At 64.1% G+C, this 22,369-nt stretch carries 21 protein-coding genes and 1 tRNA gene; 19 read left to right on the top strand and 3 right to left on the bottom strand.

The genetic code is table 11. The annotated features are described in order from the left end of the window. Positions 1–11: 11 nt before the first annotated feature. Positions 12–1,001: an aldo/keto reductase gene (locus HTIA_RS09165; protein ID WP_020936271.1), complete on the bottom strand. Its 990-nt coding sequence runs from the start codon at positions 999–1,001 to the stop codon at positions 12–14. A 375-nt stretch (positions 1,002–1,376) separates the two neighbouring features. Here HTIA_RS09165 and ileS point away from each other — a divergent pair, with 375 nt between their 5' ends. Continuing rightward, positions 1,377–4,583, top strand: coding sequence for an isoleucine--tRNA ligase (gene ileS, locus HTIA_RS09170; protein ID WP_008523643.1), 3,207 nt, complete (start codon positions 1,377–1,379; stop codon positions 4,581–4,583). 83 nt (positions 4,584–4,666) lie between these two features. After that, positions 4,667–4,822 carry a hypothetical protein gene (locus HTIA_RS16735; protein ID WP_008523642.1) on the top strand — a complete coding sequence of 52 codons (156 nt, stop codon included), beginning with the start codon at positions 4,667–4,669 and terminating at the stop codon, positions 4,820–4,822. Between the two features lie 39 nt (positions 4,823–4,861). Here the strand turns inward: HTIA_RS16735 and HTIA_RS09180 are convergent, their stop codons facing one another. Next, positions 4,862–5,260 carry a helix-turn-helix domain-containing protein gene (locus tag HTIA_RS09180; protein WP_008523641.1) on the bottom strand — a complete coding sequence of 133 codons (399 nt, stop codon included), beginning with the start codon at positions 5,258–5,260 and terminating at the stop codon, positions 4,862–4,864. A 153-nt stretch (positions 5,261–5,413) separates the two neighbouring features. Between HTIA_RS09180 and HTIA_RS09185 the strand changes: the two genes are divergently transcribed. The 4 genes from HTIA_RS09185 to HTIA_RS09200 all read left to right on the top strand — a co-directional run bounded on the left by HTIA_RS09185 (position 5,414) and on the right by HTIA_RS09200 (position 9,632). Continuing rightward, positions 5,414–5,746: an ArsR/SmtB family transcription factor gene (locus HTIA_RS09185; protein WP_008523640.1), complete on the top strand. Its 333-nt coding sequence runs from the start codon at positions 5,414–5,416 to the stop codon at positions 5,744–5,746. Positions 5,747–6,001: 255 nt separating this feature from the next. Continuing rightward, entirely contained in the window at positions 6,002–6,640 is a 639-nt protein-coding gene (locus HTIA_RS09190; RefSeq protein WP_008523638.1) for a hypothetical protein, read from the top strand. A gap of 6 nt (positions 6,641–6,646) precedes the next feature. Next, positions 6,647–7,897 carry an RNA-guided endonuclease InsQ/TnpB family protein gene (locus HTIA_RS09195; RefSeq protein ID WP_008523636.1) on the top strand — a complete coding sequence of 417 codons (1,251 nt, stop codon included), beginning with the start codon at positions 6,647–6,649 and terminating at the stop codon, positions 7,895–7,897. 484 nt (positions 7,898–8,381) lie between these two features. Then, positions 8,382–9,632 (top strand): MFS transporter, encoded by a 1,251-nt coding sequence (locus HTIA_RS09200; RefSeq protein WP_044951085.1) that lies wholly within the window; start codon positions 8,382–8,384, stop codon positions 9,630–9,632. Between the two features lie 220 nt (positions 9,633–9,852). Here the strand turns inward: HTIA_RS09200 and HTIA_RS09205 are convergent, their stop codons facing one another. Next, positions 9,853–11,823: an aconitate hydratase gene (locus HTIA_RS09205; protein WP_008523632.1), complete on the bottom strand. Its 1,971-nt coding sequence runs from the start codon at positions 11,821–11,823 to the stop codon at positions 9,853–9,855. Positions 11,824–12,046: 223 nt separating this feature from the next. Between HTIA_RS09205 and HTIA_RS09210 the strand changes: the two genes are divergently transcribed. From HTIA_RS09210 to HTIA_RS09265, 13 genes are all read left to right on the top strand, one after another. After that, positions 12,047–12,511, top strand: a complete 465-nt coding sequence (locus HTIA_RS09210) for a deoxyuridine 5'-triphosphate nucleotidohydrolase (protein WP_008523631.1) — start codon at positions 12,047–12,049, stop codon at positions 12,509–12,511. 301 nt (positions 12,512–12,812) lie between these two features. After that, on the top strand, positions 12,813–12,953 hold the full coding sequence (locus tag HTIA_RS16660) for a hypothetical protein (protein WP_008523630.1): 141 nt from the start codon (positions 12,813–12,815) through the stop codon (positions 12,951–12,953). 129 nt (positions 12,954–13,082) lie between these two features. Next, positions 13,083–14,528 (top strand): IS66 family transposase, encoded by a 1,446-nt coding sequence (gene tnpC / locus HTIA_RS09215; RefSeq protein ID WP_008528725.1) that lies wholly within the window; start codon positions 13,083–13,085, stop codon positions 14,526–14,528. Between the two features lie 59 nt (positions 14,529–14,587). After that, complete coding sequence (locus HTIA_RS09220; protein WP_242401922.1) at positions 14,588–15,091, top strand: helix-turn-helix domain-containing protein; 504 nt, start codon at positions 14,588–14,590, stop codon at positions 15,089–15,091. Between the two features lie 210 nt (positions 15,092–15,301). After that, entirely contained in the window at positions 15,302–15,574 is a 273-nt protein-coding gene (locus tag HTIA_RS09225) for a HalOD1 output domain-containing protein (protein WP_008526383.1), read from the top strand. Between the two features lie 125 nt (positions 15,575–15,699). Then, on the top strand, positions 15,700–16,071 hold the full coding sequence (locus HTIA_RS09230; protein ID WP_008526384.1) for a methylglyoxal synthase: 372 nt from the start codon (positions 15,700–15,702) through the stop codon (positions 16,069–16,071). A 57-nt stretch (positions 16,072–16,128) separates the two neighbouring features. Then, a tRNA-Phe gene (locus HTIA_RS09235) sits at positions 16,129–16,202 on the top strand. A 674-nt stretch (positions 16,203–16,876) separates the two neighbouring features. Then, positions 16,877–17,380, top strand: a complete 504-nt coding sequence (locus tag HTIA_RS09240) for a metal-dependent hydrolase (RefSeq protein WP_021029561.1) — start codon at positions 16,877–16,879, stop codon at positions 17,378–17,380. A gap of 198 nt (positions 17,381–17,578) precedes the next feature. Beyond that, positions 17,579–18,025 carry a hypothetical protein gene (locus tag HTIA_RS09245; RefSeq protein ID WP_008526386.1) on the top strand — a complete coding sequence of 149 codons (447 nt, stop codon included), beginning with the start codon at positions 17,579–17,581 and terminating at the stop codon, positions 18,023–18,025. 122 nt (positions 18,026–18,147) lie between these two features. Then, on the top strand, positions 18,148–18,990 hold the full coding sequence (locus HTIA_RS09250) for a VOC family protein (RefSeq protein ID WP_008526388.1): 843 nt from the start codon (positions 18,148–18,150) through the stop codon (positions 18,988–18,990). A gap of 366 nt (positions 18,991–19,356) precedes the next feature. Continuing rightward, positions 19,357–20,007, top strand: coding sequence for a membrane protein (locus HTIA_RS09255; RefSeq protein ID WP_044950770.1), 651 nt, complete (start codon positions 19,357–19,359; stop codon positions 20,005–20,007). A gap of 168 nt (positions 20,008–20,175) precedes the next feature. Beyond that, positions 20,176–20,871 (top strand): hypothetical protein, encoded by a 696-nt coding sequence (locus tag HTIA_RS09260; RefSeq protein ID WP_008526393.1) that lies wholly within the window; start codon positions 20,176–20,178, stop codon positions 20,869–20,871. A 150-nt stretch (positions 20,872–21,021) separates the two neighbouring features. Beyond that, complete coding sequence (locus HTIA_RS09265; protein ID WP_044950772.1) at positions 21,022–22,275, top strand: hypothetical protein; 1,254 nt, start codon at positions 21,022–21,024, stop codon at positions 22,273–22,275. Positions 22,276–22,369 lie beyond the last annotated feature (94 nt).

Raw genomic sequence — 22,369 nt, forward strand, 5'->3', positions numbered from 1 at the left:
GAACGACGGCCTCACCACCGATGGTGAACGTGGTCGTAGAGGTGCGCCTCGTAGATGTCCCGGACTGCGCCGTGGGTCTCGTGGGAGAGCTCGGGGAAGTCCGCCGCGGCGGCGTTGGCCTCGACGTGGTCGGGTGAGGTCGAACCAGGGATCACCGTCGAAACGGCGTCGTGGTCGAGAATCCACCGGAGCGTGAACTGCGCCATCGACATCTCCTCGGGGACGTACGGCCGCAGGTCGTCGACGGCCTCGAGACCGGCCTCGAAGGGCACGCCGGCGAACGTCTCGCCGCCCGCGCGGCCGATCCCGGCGTCGACGCCACCCTCGGCGGCGCTCCGGCGGTGATCGTCCTCGTCGAAGTCCTCGATCCCGTCGAAGGCGTCGGCGAGCAGCCCGGAAGCCAGCGGGACGCGCGCGATGATGCCGACGTCGTTGGCTTTGGCCCGCTCGAAGAACCGCTCGGCCGGTCGGTGACGGAACGGGTTGAAGATGAGCTGGACCGTCTCGACGACGTCGTACTCGATGGCTTTGTCCGCTTCCTCGACCTTCTCGACGCTGACGCCCGCGTGGGCGATCTCGCCTTCCTCGCGGAGTGCTTCCAGCGTCTCGAACGTGCTGGGATCGTAGAAGGCCTGTGTCTCCGGGCAGTGCAACTGCACGAGGTCGAGCGTCTCGACGCCGAGGCGCTCCTGCGAACCCGCGATGGATTCCCGGAGGCCCGCTTCGGAGTGGCCGCCGTCCTCGTCGGGGGCGGCCTTCGTCGGGACGAAGATTCCATCGCGACCGCGTTCATCGAGCACCTCCCCGATGAGGCGCTCGGCGCGGCCGCCACCGTAAACTTCGGCGGTGTCGATCAGATTGACGTCCGCGTCCAGCGCGGTTCGAATCGCTTCTTTTGCCTGTTCGTCGCTGACGTCGCTCCAGACGGGACCGACGTTCCACGTGCCGAGACCGACCGCCGAGACGTCGATTTGGGTCGATCCGAAAGTTCGGTACTCCATAGCGTCACAGACGACGGCCGGGGCGAAAAACCCCGGGATTGAGCGGTGACCAGATTCGCCCATGACGGCTGAATAGTGCTATTCCGTCGTCTACAGCTCGAAAGGGGCCGCTCACTCGACCTGGCCCGGACGAAGCAAGGACCCGAACGAAGTGAGGGCCGCAGCGAGCGCGTGGCCGAGCAGAGCGAGGCCACGTCTACTCGAACGGGGAGCGAAGCGACCCGTGAGAGTCCCGGACAGTCGAGCGAGCGGGGCTTTCTTGCTGTTCGCAACTGTGCTTCCAACGCAGCCTACATCCCAACAAACAATCTCAACGCGAACGGTTCCCATGACGGGATCGATTTGCCTTTAATCCCGGCGGCGGTGTGATCAGGTATGACAGACGCCGAGGACCGCGACCCGCCGACGTACGAGCGATTCGGCGAGGTGGCCGATCAGTACGACCCCGACAGCGTCCGTGATCGGGTGTTCGCCCACTGGGACGCCGTCAACGCCTACGAGCAGACCAAAGAACACCGCGCCGATGGTGAGGACTTCTTCTTCGTCGACGGGCCGCCCTACACCTCCGGGGCGGCCCACATGGGCACCACCTGGAACAAGACACTGAAGGACGCCTATATCCGGTACCTCCGCATGCAGGGCTACGACGTGACTGACCGGCCGGGCTACGACATGCACGGCCTGCCCATCGAGACGAAAGTCGAGGAGAAACTCGACTTCGAGAACAAAAAGGACATTCGGGAGTTCGGCGAGGAGAACTTCATCGACGAGTGCAAGGCCTTCGCCGAGGAGCAACTCGAGGGCCTGCAGGAAGACTTCAAGTCCTTCGGCGTCTGGATGGACTGGGACGACCCGTACAAGACGGTCAGCCCCGAGTACATGGAGGCCGCCTGGTGGGGTTTCGAGCAAGCCCACGAGAAGGGACTGGTCGAGCAGGGCAAGCGCTCGATCTCACAGTGTCCCCGGTGTGAGACCGCCATCGCCAATAACGAGGTCGAGTACGAGGACGTCTCCGACCCGTCGATCTACGTCAAATTCGACCTCACCGATCGCGAAGGAAGCCTCGTCATCTGGACGACGACACCCTGGACGATCCCCGCCAACACCTTCGTCGCCGTCGACGAGGGCCTGACCTACCAGGGCGTCCGGGCCGAGAAGGACGGTGAAACGGAAGTCCTGTGGATCGCCGAGTCCTGCGTCGAGGACGTCCTCTCGAAGGGGCGGTACGACGACTACGAGGTCGTCGACGAGGCGACCGGCGAGGAGATGGTCGGCTGGGAATACGAGCACCCACTTCGCGAGGAAGTCCCGGACGCGCCCGAGGGCGAGGACGCGCTACAGGTCTACACCGCCGACTACGTCGAGGCCGACCGGACCGGCCTGGTCCACTCCGCGCCGGGACACGGTGAGGAGGACTTCGAGCGCGGCCAGGAGTTGGGGCTGGACGTCTTCTGTCCGGTCGGCGGCGACGGTGTCTACGACGAGGCGGCCGGGAAGTACGCCGGCGAGTTCGTCAAGGACGCCGACACAGCGATCATGGACGACCTCGACGCGAACGGCAACCTCCTCTCGCGCGGAACGACCCACCACAGCTACGGCCACTGCTGGCGCTGCGATACGGGCATCATCCAGATCGTCACCGACCAGTGGTTCATCACAGTCACCGACATCAAAGACGAGATGCTCGAGAACATCGCGGACAGCGAGTGGCACCCCGACTGGGCGCGGGACAACCGCTTCCGTGATTTCGTCGAGGAGGCCCCTGACTGGAACGTCTCCCGGCAGCGCTACTGGGGGATTCCGATCCCGATCTGGACGGCTGAGGACTGGGACGGATCCATGGACGACGCCATCGTGATCGGCGACCGGGAGGAACTCGCCGAGCGCGTGGATCAGGACGTCGATCCGGAAAACGTCGACCTCCACAAGGGGACCGTCGACGACCTGACGATCACCGAAGACGGCCGGACCTACGAGCGCGTGCCGGACGTCTTCGACGTCTGGCTCGACTCCTCGGTCGCCTCGTGGGGCACCCTCGACTACCCCGAAAACGAGGCGGACTTCGAGGAGTTGTGGCCGGCGGACCTCATCATGGAAGCCCACGACCAGACGCGCGGGTGGTTCTGGTCCCAGTTAGGGATGGGAACCGCGGCGGTCGGCGAGATCCCCTACGACGAGGTGCTGATGCACGGCTACGCCCTGATGCCCGACGGCCGCGGGATGTCCAAGTCCAAGGGCATCACCGTCGAGCCACAGGAAGCGATCTCCGAGGGCGGCGCGGACCCGATGCGGGCGTTCCTCCTCTCTCAGAACCCCCAGGGCGAGGACATGCGCTTCTCCTGGGACGGGATGGACTCGATGGGGCGCAACCTCAACATCCTCTGGAACGTCTTCCGGTTCCCGCTGCCGTACATGCGGATGGACGGGTTCAGCCCCGATGAAACGACCGTCGCTGACGTCGACCTCGAAGAAATCGACGAGTGGGTGCTCTCCCGGCTCCAGACCGTCGAGGCCGAGATGGGCGCACACTTCGAGGACCGCCGCCAGGACCGCGCCATCCAGGCGCTGATGGACTTCGTCGTCGAGGACGTCTCCCGCTTTTACGTCCAGGCCGTCCGCGATCGCGTCTGGGCGGAGGGCGAGGACGGCTCGAAGTCGGCCGCCTACGCCACGCTCTATCGCGTTCTCGAGGAGACCGTCGCGCTGCTGGCACCCTTTACGCCCTTCATCGCCGAGGAGATCTACCAGTACCTCACCGGCGACGCCGGCTTCGACACCGTCCACATGTGCGACTGGCCCGAGCCCGACGGGAACCTGCGTGACGTCAGCCTCGAGAACGAGATTTCGGTCGTCCGGGCCGCCGAAGAGGCCGGCTCGAACGCTCGCCAGCAGGCCGAGCGCAAGCTCCGGTGGCCGGTCAAGCGCGTCGTCGTCGACGTCGACGACCAGGAGGTCGGCGGGTCGATAGAGTTGCAGGCCGACCTGCTGGCCGACCGCCTGAACGCCCGCGAGATCGAGGTCGTCGATCCCGAGGAGGCGTGGGGTGAACTCACCTACAGCGCCGAGGCCGACATGAGCAAACTCGGCCCGGCCTTCGGCGACGAGGCGGGAGCCATCATGAACGCTCTCAACGACGCCAGCGTCGCCGAGCCGTCGATCGAAGCCCTCGAATCGGCCGTCGCGAACGAGCTGGGTCGGGGCGTCGACCTCACGGCGGAGATGGTCGAGTTCGTCCGCAACACGCCCACGGGCGTCGCGAGCACGGAGTTCGAAGCCTTAGAGGGTGGCGGCGTGGTCTACGTCGATACGACCCTCACCGAGGACATCGAGAGCGAGGGCTATGCCCGCGAGGTCGTCCGGCGCGTTCAGGAGATGCGCAAGGACCTCGATCTGGCGATGGACGCCCGGATCCGCGTCGAGTACGAGATCGAAGACGATCGCGTCGAAGGGCTGGTCGAAGAACGCGAGGGTCTGATCGCCGAGGAAGTCCGGGCCGATTCGTTCGGCAAGGTCGAGGACGGCTACCGCAAGGAATGGGAAGTAGAAGGCGTCAAAGCGGAGATTGCGGTCGAAGAAGTCTAATCACCCAGTTCTGTAAACAATTCCTCAGTTCGTGTCTCCGAAATTCAGTACCTTGCAACCGAGACGCCGTCGACGGGCCGGTCGTGACGACGACCGATGTCGGGGACGTCCTCGGGATCACGACCGAGGCCGCCCGCGGAAAGCTCAACGAGCTCGTCGGCAACGGTATCCTCCGGCGACGCAAGACCGGACGGACGGTCGTCTACTGGGAGACTAAAGAGCGGGACAGCGACGACTGAACGGACGGCGACTCCGCGTAGGACCAATAGCACCAGGCGTCAGCTGTCAGTCGGATCCAGCGGCGGACACGCGCTGTCCTCGACGCCGAAGGAGTCGATCTTCGAGGAGAAGTGCCGGTAGGCGCGCTCGACGCAGTCCTCCATGTGATCGGCCACCTCGTCGGGGTCGGTCGCCTCGTAGACGGCCGGCTGCTGGGCCGCACTCGGGCGGGCCACCTCCTCGACGAGACCGTGTTCGGCGAGCGTATCGAGATACCGGTAGGCCGTCGCGAGCGCACAGTCGACCTTCCCGGTGAGTTCTTCGGCGCTCAACGGCCCCTCGGCCTCGAGCAGCTCCCGATAGACGGCCTGCTCGGACGTATTGAGCCCGAAGACGCGCTCGAGCGCCCTGTCTGCGGTCGTCTCGGTGACCACCATCTCCTGGATCGGCTGTGCCATCGTCGATACTACCGGCCTCTCGTACTTAATATTTGGTTTTCCGAATATTCGGATAGTGGGACAGTCGCGACGCCGCTTCGGGAGGTGGCGAGCGCTCGAGACGGCTTGCACGGAGAAACACGTATCAGTCCCACGGTCCTACGCGTTCCAACGATGATCGAGCTCAGGGAGGATTCGCTGTACGATCGACAGGCGGATCTCTGTACGGTGTTCTCTAACGCGAAGCGACTCAAGCTGCTCGATCTCCTCAAGGAGGGCGACGAACAGACGGTCTCACAGCTTCAGGAGGCCACAGGCATCCCCCAGTCGACGGTCTCCCGGCATCTCAAGCTGATGCGTGACCAGGGGGTCGTCGAGAAGCGAAACGACGGCGTCCACAGCTACTACACCCTGCGAGACGAACGCGTCGCGACGAGTATGGAACTGATGCGCGACGTCCTGATCGACCGACTCGAACACGACGATCAGCTCGCTGTCACCGAGTAAGCGTCGCTACGGCGGGACGCTCGATCGCGACAGTCGCCGTTGCTGGAGGCCACGCGGTCTCTGTTCTCGGAGTCGTCCCAAGATTCAGTCAACGCGTGAGAGGACACTTCGGAGACGCAAGTCCTCGACGGAAACTAAGGGCTGATTATCAAGAGATCTAATATAGATAGTAATTCTTATTAAGATCTGGTTCAATATTATTATTGACTTGCCGGACCAACCACCAAGAGACGTTGCGACCGATAGGGACACACCATGACAGGAACGAAAACAGGGCAAACACGACGGGATCGCATCGCACTGGGCGTCAGCGCTGTCACCGCGATCCTCTTCGTCGGCGTGCTGGCGGCCGGAATAGTAACGGGACGCACGACGCTCGTCGTCGTCGTGAGCTTTGGTTTCCTCGCGATGGCCGCGGGCGTGACGATCAGCCTCTTCGCTGACTTCAGCACACCCAACCGCCAGGTCTGGGGCTACGGTCTCGCCAGCGGTGCGATGCTCGCGAGCGCCGCGGCCCTGCTCGCACCGAAAGCCATCGGCCGCCACCCGGAGTACGGCGGGTTCGCCATCGCACTGGGGTATCTCCTGGGATACGCCGGCCACGAACTCGGCTACTTCGTCACCCACTACGACCTCCCGCTGAACGCCGCCGTGAGTGAACTCACGCTGCACGCCCTCGCTGCAGGGTCGATCATGGGCGTCGTCTACGGCTCGATACCCGATCTCTCGGCGCTGTTCGGCTTTGGCATTCTCGCCCACAAGTTCCCGGCTGGCTTTACCAGAATGAGGCGAGAATGCCCCTTCCTCAAGGAGCGAGTATTGCGAGTGAGTAGGGAGGGGATGAATCGCCGCACAAGATACAAACCATTAAGTAAATATATCAACAATCAATAGACTGCGATGGAGTACAGTCACCGTTACCCTGCATACCCGACACAAGAGGTAGCGGCTGAACTGGAACATCATATCGACATTCATCGCCAAGCGTACAACTACACTCTGTACGAATACGAGAACGTGGATGCCGACGACATCGGCTCCGCGTACAAACACCACTACCGACTTCCCGATTGGAAAGACGAGTTCTCCGTCTTCTCGGAGGTCAACTCGAAGGCTTTGCAACGAACCGTCACACGGTTCTACGACAACCTCGACGGACTCTCCGAACAGAAAGAGAACGGTCGAACGGTCGGGAAACTCAATTGGAAGTCACCGAGAGAGTTCCAAAGTATGACGTTTTCGCAGTCCGGCTTCGAACTCAAAAACACGAGTGGCCGACACGCGACACTCTGGCTCTCCAAAATCGGTGACATTCCGATTCGCTATCACCGGGAGATCCCTGACGAAGCGGATATCAAAGAAGTCACGGTCAAGAAGGAGACAACCGGTGACTGGTTCGTCTCGTTCGGACTGGAAACCGACGAAACTGACCTACCCGAGAAGCCCGACGTGGATTCACTGAACGTGAACAATAGCGTCGGGATTGACCTCGGCATCCTGAACTACATCCACACCTCGAACGGTAAAACCGTGGACTGGCTCGACCTCGAAGACGAATACGAGCGTCTGCGCCGTGAACAACGCAAGTTGTCGCACAAGGAGCAAGGGTCGAATAACTACGAGAAACAACGCCGGGAAGTGGCGAAGGTCAAGCGTCACATCCGGCGGAAGGTGCTGGACTACCAGCACAAGATTACGACATGGCTTGTCCGCGAATACGACGCCGTATTCGTCGAGGACTTGAACGTGAAGGGGATGCTGAAACAGTCGCATAATGCTCAGAACAAGCAGGATGCGGCGTGGCGACAGTTCATCACCCTTCTCGAATACAAGGCTGGCCTGTATGGCTGTCACGTCAAGCAGGTTGAAGCACGAGGGACGACGACGGAATGTGCGTCGTGCGGTGTGGAGACTGCGAAGCCGATTTGGGTTCGGGAGCACTCTTGCCCGAGTTGTGGGTTCGAGTGTGACCGGGATGCGAATGCGGCGATGAACGTACTGCAACGCGGTTTTTCTGAACTAGGGCTGGAATGGCCCGAATCCACGTCTGTGGAGACTGCGCTCCCTACGGACACCACTTCGGTGTCTGCAAAGCGCGTCATCGAAACAGGAAGCCCCACCCTCAACGAAGCCACAACAGTGGCTGAGTAGGGTGGGGTAGTTCACGCGGTCGTGAGTACCTTCCTCGGCGCGGCGGCGATTTTCGCCCTGTGGCAGAGCCTCATGCTGGTGTAGGGCCGACCACCCGAGTCGGTGCGACCGTTTCGTATGCGAACGCATCCTGTCGCCTGTTCGACGGCAGGGGACCCCCGCCTGTCCGATGGCAGGGGACCCCCGCCTGTCCGATGGCAGGGGACCCTCGCCTGTTCGACCCGGCGAGACGTCGCTTCGGCGATAAACAATCGTGGGAGTTGCGGCAATCGTTGCCGTTTTCCGGGCCCGACGACGACTCGGCAGTAATGAGCGCCCACGGCGAGTGTCGTCGGACGACGAGCCCTCGGAGGGAAGCCGACCGGCCGTTCGGACACCGCATGTCGAGCCGACCCAAGAGGACGTGGGGCGCAGCCGATCGAACGGGGGTGTGACCGGGAATGAGAGCCACTCGACCGGTCGAATCCGTCGGGAGTGGACGGCGATGACCGAGCGCGCTCAGTCGGGGCGGGGATTGATCCTGCTGAGCGTGGCCGCCGGGTGGCTGTTCGCCCAGGGGTTGCGATTCGTCCTGCCGGGGATTCTGCCGACGATCACGGCGTCGTTCCCGTCCACGAGTGATACCCAGGCCGGGATCGCCGTCACGGTGCTGTGGGCGACGTACGGCGTCGTGCAGTTTCCCGCCGGCATCGCGGCCGACCGGATCGGCGAAGCGCGGGTGCTGACGGCGAGTTTGCTCCTGGGAGCGGCGAGTCTGCTCGCGTTCACGTTCACCCCGGTGTTCGGGCTGTTCGTCGTCGCGACCGGACTGTTCGGTGCGGCGACCGGCCTCTACGGTCCGCCGCGGGGGACCTTGCTCGCCCGCGTCTTCGCCGATCGAGCCGACCGGGCGATCGGACTCACACTCGCGGCCGGCAGCCTCGGGGCGGCCGTCCTGCCGGCGATCGCGTCGCTCGTGGTCGACGGATTCGGCTGGCGGGCGACGCTCGGGCTCGCGGCCCCCGGTTTCGCCCTGGCCGGCGTCGCGGTCTATCTCACGGCCGGGCGTGCCGAGAGCGGCGAGAGAAACGAGACGCCCGATCTCGACGACAACAGTGACGCTACGGACAGTTCAACCGTCACACAGTCGATCGGATCGTCGCTGTGGGTCGCCGCGAAATCGATCTGGAATCCCCAGGCGGGGCTGGCGACGCTCGCGGCGATCGTGATGTACTTCGGCTATCAGGGGATCACCGCCCTCGTCACCACGTATCTCGTCGATCACAAGGGCTTCGTCCAGGCCGAGGCCGGCGTGCTGTTCGGTGGCCTGTTTCTCGTGGGCGCACTCTCCCAGTGGCTGGCCGGCCGGATCGCCACGAACCGCCGGTCTGCGCGGGTGTTGGCCGCGATCGCCGCCGTGAGCGTCCTGCCGCTCGTTGGGCTCGTGGTCTTCGATCACCGCCTGCTCGTCGCGGCGAGCGTGCTCCTGATCGGCGTCCGGATGGGCTTTGCACCCGTCTCGAACGCGTTCATCATCCGGTGTCTCCCGCCCGACGTCGAGGGGACCGCCTGGGGTGTCGTCCGGACAGCCCTGTTCGTCGTGAGTTCGCTCGCCTCGACCATGGTCGGCGTGCTCGCCGACGCCGGCCAGTTCGACGGCGCGATCCTGGGGCTCGCGGGACTCACCGGCGTGGCCGCGATGCTCTATCTCGGGCTGCCGTCGTGTCAGGCTCGCCGCCTGCTCGATCGCGTCTAGTGGAACTCCACCGCGACGCTCTCGTCGTAGCAAACGGCGGGAGCTCACCCGTGGGTCGCTGACGTGGGTCCACTCTGTCGAGGGGGACGACCGACTCGCCGTCTTCGAATGCGTGTCGCGAGCCCCGAAAAGCGACTTGGCGTCGACCGTGACACCGGTGCGGTGAATCGAGGTGGCCGAGCGATGAATCGTGGCGGCTGAAAAAAGGGCGGCGACGCGTTCAGTCGTCGGCCGGCGTCGCGCCGCTGGCGTCGTCGTACTGCATCTTCGTGTGGGCCAACTTGCCACCGTCGGCGAGGATCTCGCGCTCGCGTTCGGAGGCGTCGAGCGTCGCCGTGGCTTCCCACTCGTCGTTGACCCGGACCGTGAACTCCTCGGCACCGGACCGGACCGCAGCGGCGACGTCCTCGACGATCTCGACGTCGTCGCCCTGGTCGATCTGCTCGTAGGTGTCCTCGTCGATCTCCAAGGGGAGGAGCCCGAAGTTGAACAGGTTCGCCTTGTGGATCCGGGCGAAGCTCCGGGCGAGGACGCCCTCGACGCCGAGGTACATCGGGCAGAGGGCGGCGTGCTCACGCGAGGAGCCCTGGCCGTAGTTCTCGCCGGCGACGAGGAACCCGCCGTCGGCCTCCAGCGCGCGGTCCGCGAAGTCCTCGTCGACGCGCGAGAGGGTGAACTCCGAGAGCTTCGGAATGTTCGACCGGTACATCAGGATGTCCTGGGTCGCCGGGATGATGTGGTCGGTCGTGATGTTGTCGCCCATCTTGAGCAGGGCCGAGCCTTCGAGTCGCTCGTCCATCGGGTCCTTCAGCGGCACCTCGCCGATGTTAGGCCCCTTGATGAGTTCGTCGTCGACCGCGTTCTCGGGCTCGATGATGTCCGTGTCCGCACCGTAGTACTCATCTGGCAGTTCGAATCCGGGGACATCCATGTCGAGTTCGTCGGCCAGGTCGCGCGGGTCGACGATCTCGCCGGCGATGGCCGACGCCGTCGCGACTTCGGGCGAGCAGAGATAGACCTTGTCGTCCTCCAGGCCCGACCGGCCTTCGAAGTTGCGGTTGAACGTCCGCAGGCTGACCGAATCGCTCGCGGGCACGTGGCCGATACCGATACAGGCCCCACAGGTCGACTCGGAGAAGTTGACGCCGGCGGCCATCATCTCGGAGGCCCAGCCCTCGCGGGCGAGCATCTCGGAGGCCTGCTTCGAGCCGGGTGCGACGATCATCTCCGTGGTCGGGTCGATCTCGCGGCCCTCGAGCATCTTCGCCGCGGGCAGGATGTCCTCGTAGGCCCCGTTGGTACACGAGCCGATGATGACCTGCTCGACGTCCTCGCCCGCGACCTCACGGACCGGGACGATGTTGTCGGGCATCGACGGCGTCGCGATCAGCGGTTCGAGATCCGAGAGGTCGACGACGATCTGGTCGGCGTACTCGGCGTCCTCGTCCGGCCCGATCTCGACGTAGTCCTCGCCGCGGCCGAGACGTTCCAGGTAGTCTTTGGTCTCCCCGTCGGTCGGGAAGATCGACGTCGTCGCGCCGAGTTCGGTCCCCATGTTGGTGATCGTCGTCCGCTCGGGGACCGTCAGCGACTCGACGCCCGGCCCGGAGAACTCCAGGACCTTGCCGACGCCGCCCTTGACGGTGAGCCGCCGGAGGAGTTCGAGGATGACGTCCTTGGCGGTCGCCCACTCGGGCAACTCGCCCTCTAAGCGGACGTTGACGATCTCGGGCATCTCGATGTAGTAGGCTCCGCCACCCATCGCAACCGCGAGGTCGAGCCCGCCCGCACCGATCGCGAGTTCGCCCAGCCCGCCGGGCGTCGGCGTGTGACTGTCCGAGCCGAGCATCGTCTTGCCGGGTTTCGCGAAGTGCTCCTTGTGGACCTGGTGGCAGATGCCGTTCCCCGGCCGCGAGAAGTACGCGCCGTACTTCCCGGCCGCAGACCGCAGGAATCGGTGGTCGTCGGTGTTCTTAAAGTCGAACTGATAGGTCTGGTGGTCACAGTACTGGGCGGCAAGCTCGGTCTGGGCCTCCTCGAGTTCGAGCGCCTCGAACTGGAGCCAGACGAGCGTCCCCGTCGTGTCCTGTGTGAGTGCCTGATCGATCTCGATTCCGATCTCCTCGCCGGGGGTGAGTTCCCCGTCGACGAGATGATCGTCGAGAATCTTCTCTGTGAGCGTCTGTCCCATATCGTTCGGAAACAGGCCACGCATGGACATAAATCCCCTGTGTTGACGCGAATACTGCGGGTTCGCCCTCTGGCGGTTTTCGAGACGTGGGTGATCGACCATGTAGATCGAGTGCCGTGGTGCGATCGCGTCTCCAGGGCGCTGGGGTCCGACGCGTCCCCGGTGTGTGCTTTGGCGTCCCGGCCCGGAACGTTCTTTGCCGTCGTGGGCGATCCCCGAGACGATGTTCAAGAGTGGTCGCTTCATCGCCGCACAGCTCGAGGACCTTCGGGACGACCAGGTCCAGCCCAACGGCGTCGACCTGACGCTCGAGGCCGTCTTCGAACAGACCTCGGCTGGCCGCATTGGCCGAGACGGCAAGACCGTCGGCGAGCGCGAGCCGATCGACGCCGAAGACGGGTGGTATCGCCTCCCCCCGGGCGGGTACGTCGTCCGGTACGCCGAGACCGTCCGGATCCCGGAGGATCACGTCGGTTTTCTGCTCCCGCGGTCGTCGCTGTTGCGCAACTCCTGCATGCTCGACACCGCCGTCTGGGACGCCGGCTACGAGGGCCGTGGCGAGGGACTGCTGGAAGTCCACCACGAGATCGAACTCGAAGCCGGCGCGCGCATCGCCCAGCTCGTGCTGGCCGACGCCGCCCACTCGGGTACCTACGAAGGCGACTACCAGGGCGAACACGTCGCCTGAGCCGGGCTGTCGTGCCCACTGGCGTATATAGTGCATGAATATACAAGTACCACCATTATGCCCCAGGCCGTAGCACTCACTTCTACGGTGTCGGCACGGTTCGCGATCGACCGGAGCTAGTGCCTCTGACATATTCACCCGCTCCGGCAATCGACACCGTCTGGGAAAGGGGGGTACCCTGAAGCGGTCCTACCCTTCCGGAATGATGATTACTCAGCGACTGTCAACGAGTACGCGACATGTCGAACCAGACCTTTTATGTCTCATAGATACGACTGGCCGACACGAGAAGGGGCCCCGAATGATCGCCTGTTGTACCTTCGACGTCGACCTGCTGGGACCGACGTTCGATCGGCACCCCGAGTGTGCGGTCGACGTCGAGGGGATCGACGCCGGGCAGTCGGTCCCGTTACGGCTGGTGTATGTGTTTAGCCCGAACTGATTTCGATGCTGTCTCATAGGAGGCGCATAAGTTGGGCTGTATGAACTGGCAGCAGAGGTTCGTGATGATCCTCAGGGATGGGCTCCGTCGTGGAGCCCATCCCGTTGCCTCTGCTGTCTGTACTGGAAGGTGGGATCTTTGAACAGAGATAATCTCACCAAAGAGGAGTTGTTCTCCCGGTTTTTACAACTTGAACAACGAGTCGAAGAGGTTGAACAAGAGAACGCACAGCTTCGAGAGAAGTTACAAGAGAAAGACGAGCGGATCGAAGAACTCGAAACACGTCTTCGCAAATACGAGAATCCGCACACTCCACCCAGCAAGCGACGGTCGGGGACCGACGAGTCCCCGACCTCGCAAGATGACGAAGACGACGATCTCCGAACTGACGGTGGCACTCCCGGTCGGAAAGACGGTCACGATCCGGAGTGGCGTTCTACAGCTGATCCCGACGAAGAAATCGAAGTCACCTGTGACCGTTGTCCCGAGTGTGGCGACCACTTCGACGAGTCGGTGGGCGTCAGCCCCCGACTCGTCGAGGAGATCCCTGATCCGCAGCCCCCAGAGATCACCCGGTACAACCGCCACTACTACCAGTGCGATTCCTGTGGAACAGAGACAGTTGCGGCTCACCCCGACTGCCCCGATGAGGGGCAGTTCGGGGTGAACGTCATCGCTCAATCAGCTCTGTCACGGTACGATCACCGCCTTCCTTACCGGAAGATCGCTGATCGCTTCGAGCAACTACACGGACTCGAACTCTCGGGTGCATCCGCGTGGCACGCGACCGAGCGCGCTGCACGCGCCGGTCGCTGTGAGTACGAGCAGATCCGTCAAGAGATTCTGGATGCTGACGTGGTTCACATCGACGAGACAGGCATCAAACGCGACGGTGAACAGGCATGGATTTGGACGTTTCAGACCGTCCAACATACGTTGTACGCGGTCAGGGAGAGTCGTGGAAGTGATGTTCCCGCGGAAGTCCTCGGCGAGGACTTCGCGGGAACGGTGGTCTGTGACGGGTGGACGGCGTACCCAGCTTTCAGCAGCAACCTCCAGCGGTGCTGGGCGCACATTCTTCGAGAGGCTGAAGACGCCGCGGAAAAGCAGGCGGAAGGTGAACCGATCTACCAGGCTCTCAGACAGGTATACGTCGCTCTCCAGGCCCGGCTGGAGAGCGACCCAAGTCCTCGTGAGAGAGCAAACCTCCAGCGTGTGGCGCGAAGAGAGCTTGAATCGCTGATTGACCGGTCAGTACCCGACGGACCAGTGGCAACACTGCTCGGGAAGATCGAAGGAGGTCTCGACCACTGGCTCACCTTCGTCGGTGAGCCAGCGGTCTCTCCGACAAACAATGCCGCAGAGAACGCGCTTCGGGAGCCAGTAGTTCTCCGGAAAATCATCGGAACGCTCCGTAATGAACGAGGAATGTTCGTTCACGAGACGGTCTTGTCCCTGCTGGCGACGTGGCGCCAGCAGGGACGCAATCCATACGAAGAGCTTCGTCGAGTCGTCAGCAACAATGAAATGATCTCACGGGCTCACGCTGTGCCGGCTGTCGAGACCTCGGGGTAAACACGTACCGGCTGGTTTTCTGGGCGCACGGCGTCGACGACGACACGCTCGAAGCGACGCTGCGGGCTGATCCGACCGTCGCGACGGTGAAGCGCCTGTCCTCGAAGGCGTCCGGGACGCTGTACCGGTCGACCCACGCGGACCTGCCGACAGTCGCCGTCTACAACGCCGCGATCGAACACGACGTGCTGGTGCTCGCGGGCAGCAGTGACGGGGACGGCTGGAACGTCCGACTGCGAATCCCCGACCGTGAAGCGCTGTCAGTGTTCTGTGATCGATGTGCACAACTCGGGGTCGACGTCTCGGTGCGGTCGATCAGAGACCGGAACGAGGCCCCACTCGACGACGAGTTCGGTCTCACGACGTCACAGCGGGAACTCCTTGCGCTCGCGTGGGACCGTGGCTACTTCTCGATTCCACGGGACGCGTCGCTGTCGGAACTCGCGGCCGAGCTCGGCATCTCTCAGCAGGCCGCCTCCGAACGCCTACGTCGTGGCCTCCGGACGATGGTCTCGAACACCGTCTGTGAGGACGATGTGATCGCGAACTGTCGATCGCCCTGACGGGGCAATTGTGCTGGCGCGATACCTCGAAATGTAAACAGCCGGGAGGGCAACTCAACCCGGGCGAACGCTGACCATCGGCGGGGAGGGAATCGGGAAGGGGGAGACGGCACATGGGGCCGCCGTCGGAGCGTCCGCAGGACGGGTGCTCTTTCAACGCGCGAAACTGGTGGGTGGCCATTTATATGCGAGGCTCCTCCCTTCGAGCACATGACTTCGGAGGAGCACTACGTCATTCCTGGGAGTGCGGGCGACGAATGGGTCCGCCCGCAGCCTGTCGACGAGCTCGTCGTCGACGCCGTCCTCGACGCCACTGACTACGAGGCGGACGAACTGGACCCGCTCTCGTCGTACGTCGATCTCGACGAACTCGTCGCGGTCTTTGCGGACGAGACCGACGCGACCGACCTCTCCTTTACTGTCGAGGATCACGACGTGACCGTCCACCACACCGGCGACATCGACGTCGAATCCCACTCCTGACGGGCGCATCGCCCAGCGCGATCGATCGTGACCGTCTGTGAGCGCACATCCAGAGCGGTCGTGACCTGGACCCGCCTCTCGACGATTTCCTCAACGTCTTTATCCCAGGGGTCGAGACATAAGGCATGACCCGGATTGCACTCATCGCCCACGACGACGAGAAGCCCGAGATGATCGACTTCGTGCGCGCCCACAAGGACGTCCTCTCGGGGTTCGACCTCGTCGCCACTGGCACGACGGGCAAACGAATCATGGAGGAGACCGGTCTCGACGTCGAGCGCAAACAGTCCGGACCGCTGGGCGGGGACACCCAGATCGGTGCGGAAGTGGCCGACGAAGCCCTCGACGGGATCGTCTTCCTCCGCGATCCGTTGACCGCCCAGCCACACGAGCCCGACATCACGGCACTGCTCCGCATCTGTGACGTCCACGACACACCGATGGCGACGACCCGAACCTCCGCCGAGTTCCTGATCGAAGGGCTGGCAAACGAATAACGGACCGCCGCCGGCTTTCGAAATCCTTTTTTCGGCCCTCGTCGTCTCTGGATATGCGCCGCCTTAGCTCAGACTGGGAGAGCACTCGACTGAAGATCGAGCTGTCCCCGGTTCAAATCCGGGAGGCGGCATTTTCTTGCGAACGAAGTGAGCAGTGAAAACGCCCCCGACCGCGATTCGAACGCCGGGAGTCGCAGCCGAGCGAAGCGAGGACCGTCTCCCGGAAGTTCATCCGGGAGGCGGCATACCACTTTTTACTTCGTCGGGTTCGCCTTCGGCGAACCACTCCTCGCAAAAACTTGGGGAAAACGGCCGGACGCTCACTGCGTTCGCGCCCGGTGAAACCGCAACTCGCCTCGCTCGTCGCGGTATGACAAACTAACTGAAGATCGGGCTGTTCCCGTTCCCGCGAGCGGGAAGTCGAAAGACGAGCGCCAGCGAGTCTTTCGGGAGTTCACGATACGAGAGGCGGCATTTCTCTGAACTCGACTGGTGAGCGAAGCGAACCCAGCGAGTTCTGCAAGTGGTATCCGAGCGGATTTGAACTAGACCAGAAAGGCCCAGCGAAGCGAGCATTTCTGGGCGTGATTCACAATACGGGAGGCAGTATTCCTCGCGATGACGTCACTCTCGGGACAACAGTGCCGGTACCCGATTACAATCGCTTCGAGATACGGGACCGTTTGCGAGCGGAAGACGTGGAACGTCGGATCGGTCCGGAAGACGTAGAACGGGCCCGTTGAACTGGCATACGCTGAGTCCTGCCTGACGTAACAAAAAAGGGGGTCCCGTGCCACCTCCACATGTGCATCGAGAGGGCCATGTCGGGGCTGCCTTGCTCGCCTACGCGCCGGTCGGGTTGATCGTCTTCGTCGCGGGGTTCGAGGGAGCCGCAATGGCCGGTGCAGTCGGGGCCGGTCTTCTCGCGATGGTTCCGGATTACGACCAGCGCGTCCCAGGCATCACGCATCGTGGGATCACCCATACGGTCTGGTTCGCCACCCTCGTCGGGATCGGGCTCGGTCTCGTCGGTCTCGCGATCGGCTCGAATGACGGCATTCTCGCGGCGATCGGCCTCGGCGTGTTCTGGCTGGTGGTCGGGACGGTCACGATCCTCTCACACATCGCCGCAGACGCGCTCACGCCGATGGGTGTCGAACCGTACGCGCCGGTCCGTGACGACCACTACTCCTACGACCTCGCCCGAGCGGCGAACCCGATCGCGAACTACGCCTTACTCGGTGTTGGCGTGATCACGTCGGGGCTGGCGCTGGTAGCAGGCAACGCGATTGCGAGTGTCCTTTCCTGATTTGGCCGAGCATCGCAGTCTCATATCGGATACAGCACGAGAATCACGACTTCAGCCGTGGGTGAGCTGACGTGAAAACACAGCCCCAGCACAGACCGGCGTCGACCGCGAGCGATCGACTCACAGGGGAGACAGATTCCAGCCCGATCAACTGGACTGGACCAACTGATATATCCGGATCCGGGCAAAGCGAGGGATATGGACGTCGATCGAGTCACCGCCCTGAGTGGGATCCTCCTTGTCGTGGGCCTCGTCTTGATGACCCTCCCGATCGCTCTACCGGCTGACGTCCCGGACGACCGCGTCGAATTCTACGTCGAGAGCGATTGGAGCGACTATGCCGACCAGACGACCCTCGCCTACGCGAACCTCAGCGAGGACGGGCGTGCCGTCTTCGAGGCGGCGCGGCAGGCGACGCCTGCGACGATCAATCGGTCAGTCGCGACCGCTCCGGAATCGTTGACGCCGCCGCCAGATCCCATCGAGATCTACAACGTACACGATGACGGGGCATTTTACCTCCTCCAGGTCAGACATCTCACCGACGAGGCGGACTTCCTGACCCAACGTCTCCCACGGGTGGGCGCGCTCGGTGTCGGGTTTCTCTGTCTCGTCGGGGCCGCGTACTCGCGGTTCGAAGTCTAACGCGATCGGTTCTGGCGGTCCGCACTCGAGTCAGCAAGGCCACTCGTGCCAGCGTAGAACACCGGCGGCTTTTGTTCGCTGGGACAGACACACCTGCCTGGAACGCGAAGTCACGACGATCAATGCCGACCGATGGGACACTCCCGGCAGAGACACGGCTCGGGCGAACGGCCCTGCGGGTGGCCGACCTCGCCGCAACGACCGACTTCTATCGCGAGGTTGTCGGTCTCACACTCCTCGAGCGGTCGGCGGAACGGACGACACTCGGGGCCGGTGACACTCCGTTGCTCGTACTGGAACGCGACGAGACCGCTGTCGAGCCGAGTCGCTCAGCCGCCGGGCTCTTCCACACCGCGTTCAGGGTCCCGTCGCGAGGGGCACTTGGCGACGCGCTGACCCGGGTTCGAGAGCGAGGGCACCTCGACGGCGCGTCGAATCACGGCGTGAGCGAAGCCCTCTACCTCACCGATCCGGAAGGCAACGGCGTCGAGATATACCGGGATTTCCCGCGTGCGGAATGGCCGACCAGCGACGACGGCCGCGTCCGGATGTGGACCGAACCGCTCGATATCGAGGGGGTTTCAGAGGCAGCCACCGGGATGGACGGCGTTCCCGACGGGACCGACCTCGGCCACGTCCACCTCGAAGTGACGTCCCTCGCGGCGTTCCGGGAGTGCTACGTGGACACGCTCGGGTTCACGGAACAGACCACCCTCCCCGACGCGTCGTTCGTCGCCGCCGGGGGCTATCACCATCACGTCGGTGCCAACACCTGGGGACAGCGAAGCGCACCGGCCAGCGGTCGCGGACTGGCCTGGTTCGAAGTACTCCTGCCGGATACACGGACGCTCGAGGCGGTCGAAAACCGCGTCGCCGCCAGTCAGTATTCGGCGACCCAGACAGCGGCGTCCCTCTCAGTGACGGGGCCGGACGACATCGAAGTACGTTTTCGCGTCACGTCGTAGCCGACCGCTCCCGCGAGCAGTGCTCGATCAAACACTGATTTGAGCCACCACCGAACTTTTCCAATCCCTGGATAGTTGTCAGTCCAAATGCAACGCCGCCGTTTCCTTACAGGCCTCGGCAGCGCCGGGGCGATCACGACAGCGGGGTGTGGGTGGGGCTGTCGCGGGCGAGCGGTCGTCCGCCGTCTCGAACACGGTCGTCGAAGCGAGTGCTGCGTGGACCGCTGAGCGTGCTGAACAGTGAAATGCTCCGCCGGCGTTCGCTGGCCCCGGTGAGTGAACAGAGAACGCGTCACTCCCAACCCTGGCACGGATCCGCAGGCGACCGATAGATTGATCCATTTGTGTCCCAACAGTCACAACACAATGATGCTCCCGACCCACGCGCTCGCGGGGATGGCGCTGGCGCTGCCAGTGGCGACCGTCGCGCCGGAGTTCGCCGGCGTCGCCCTTCTGGCCGGCCTGCTCGGGGGCAGTGTCCCGGACTTCGACATGTACGTCGGCCACCGGAAGACACTGCACTACCCCGTCTACTATGCAGCCCTGGTGGTCCCCGCAGTCGCACTCGCCGTCGCCGTCCCGGCGGTCTGGACGGTCGGCGCGGCCGTCTTTCTGATCGCCGCGGCTGCCCACAGCCTCGCCGACGTCTTCGGGGGTGGACTCGAACTCAGGCCGTGGGAGGGGACATCCGACCGGGCCGTCTACGATCACTACCGAGGGCGATGGATCGCCCCCCGTCAGTGGGTCAGCTACGACGGCTCGCCCAGCGATTTCGTCCTGTCGGGCGCGCTCGCGGTCCCACTCTTGTTTTCGATCGACGGGCCCCTCAGCTGGGCGGTGCTCGCGGCGCTGGCGGTCGCGGGCGTCTACGCCGCCGTCCGTCGATACCTGCCGAGCGTCGCCGTCCGCGCCCTCGACGTCATCGGCCCGCGGCTCCCCGAGGACGTGCGGTCGGCCGTCCCGTCACGCTATCGCGACGCCCACCCGGAAGCGTTCGGTTCGAATATGTCCGATTGACCGGGGAGATCGACTGTCCGGTTGGGCGGATGGCCGAGTTACGACCGTTCCGGCGGGCCATCCCGAACGACCGGCTTCCGTCCAGTCCCCGAAGTGGACAGTCACGGTGTCGCCGGTAGACTCATGGGGTTACCGGGAGTTATCATCGACGTACTGGGCTGAGCTACGGTGTTCGATTTCCTCACCTTCCTCGCACTCTCGCTCCAGGGGGCGATCCTCGGACTGCTGGTCGTCGCCGTCCGCCGTCGAAACGTCCCGGCCGCCGTCAACGCCCTGGCGTCGCTCGCACTCGCCGTGGTCCCGACGGCCCTGGAACTCGGCTTTCGTGCAGTGGGCGAGCCACTCGCCCTCGACCCGCTGCTCGCAGTCTGGCTCGGCGTCGCCGGATTCCTCCACTCGATCGGCATGCTCGGACTGTACGACTCGACGTGGTGGTGGGATCACCTCACGCATACCATCTCGGCAGCGCTCGTCGCGGCGTTTTTCTACGCCGCGTTGCTCGTCGCCGTCCCGTCCGTACCAGCGCGCACACCAGTAGTGGGCGTCGGTGCGATAACCGTCGCCACGACGTTTGCTATCGGCGTCTTCTGGGAGCTGATCGAGCTCGTGGCCCGCGACGTCGCCGATCGGCTCGACGTCGATCCGGTCCTCGTCCACTACGGCTGGCGCGATACGGCGATCGACCTCGTTTTCGACGTGGTGGGTGCGGTCGTGATCGTCGTCCTCGACGTCCAGGTCTTCGTTTCGATCGTCGAACAGTTCCCCGCCCTGACTGAAGGGATGGTCATCGCGAGCGGGTGGGGCGTCGCGATCGTGTCGGTCGCGATGGCGCTGTTCGTCACCGTCGGATCGATTCGCACCTAATCGCGTGCGGACCGAGCCGCCGGACGCGAGCCACCGGTCGACCCGACAGGACTCCGGGGAACCGCCGGACGCGAGCCACCGGCCGGCCGGACAGGTCTTCTGGGAGCCGCCGGCCGAAGGTTCTTGACGCCGTTTCACGTTGGAGAGTGTATGGCCACGAAGGCGTTGCTGTCCGAGCCCCGGGTGCTCGCCCACGCGAAACAGCGGCTGTTTCCCGAGCCGACGGCAGCGGACACATACGCGGTCGTGGACACGCAGTTCGCCAGCGAGGAGTGGCTCGCCGGCGAACCCATCGAGCCGGCCGTCCGTGAGCAACTGGCCCCTTTCAATCACGTCCAGGTCGGCTCGGGGTATCCCGACCTGCTCGGCGTGCGACGGCTCGAATCAGCGTTACTCGCCGTCGAGCGCTTCGGCGACGACCCGCCGCTGGTCGCACTCGAGGCGAAGGGCTACACGGGCGACCGGACGGTCGACGTCGAGCGGGGGGTCGTCCAGGCGTACGATCGACTCAACGAGGCGAACGCGGCGTACGTCGCCGCCCCGAAGCCGGCGATCTCCAACTCTGCCCAGACGCTCGCGCGCGAACTCAACGTCGGCGTCCTGGGTGTCGACGCCGGTGGGACGGTCGATGCACTCGAAGTCCCCCGCGTCGTCGGCAATCGAACGGTCGAGGCGGCGTCGGCGATCCGATTCCAGGCGACGGCCCAGGGCGTCGCCGAGAAGTCCTTCAGTCTCAACCACCCGAAGAACTACCTCGCCTACCCGCTCGCGCTGTATCATCCAGATCCGACCGACGAAGTGCTCGCGAAACACGTCGTCAGCGCCACGGACGGGGCCAGACAGGGCGCGGCGTTCCTGGGGCTCGTCGACGCGGATCCCGACGGCACCACGCTCACTCCGCTGGGCAGCGAGGTGGTGCGGTTCGCCCGCCACCGATACGGGACCGTCGCGGACGCGCTCGCGGCGTTCGAGGCCTGGCAGGGGTCACGGACGCGATTCTCCGAACTGGCTCCAGAGTGGGGCCAACTCACCAGACGAGTGCTGTGGTCGTATCCGGCCACGAAACTCATCGTCTCCGAGCTCCAGACGATGCACGACGACGGCATCCCCGAACCGTCGCTCGTCGAGCTGGTCACCTGGCTCCACGTCCACCATCCGACGTTCACCGTCGAACTGTTCGTCCGCGGGAGCGATGCGGCCCGCTCGCGCGTCCTCAACGAGGATGGGGAGCTCAGAGAGTCAGCACTGAGAGACGGGAACGTCTATCACGCACCGACGGTCTTCCAACTGAAAGCGATGCTCTATCACGCGGGTATCCTGACGGACCGAGGTGCAGAACCCCATCGGCTCGATCCCGAGGCAGACGTCTGGCAGTTGGTCGAGCCACTCGACCACCGTGGGTGAGAACGCCGATCCGGAGCCTTCCAGTGGGAATTAATACGAGCAACGTGTAGTCCGGAGGTATGATCGACGAATCCATGCGGACGCTGTCGTCGCC

The organism is Halorhabdus tiamatea SARL4B, from assembly GCF_000470655.1.
GTDB classification, from domain to species: Archaea; Halobacteriota; Halobacteria; order Halobacteriales; family Haloarculaceae; genus Halorhabdus; species Halorhabdus tiamatea.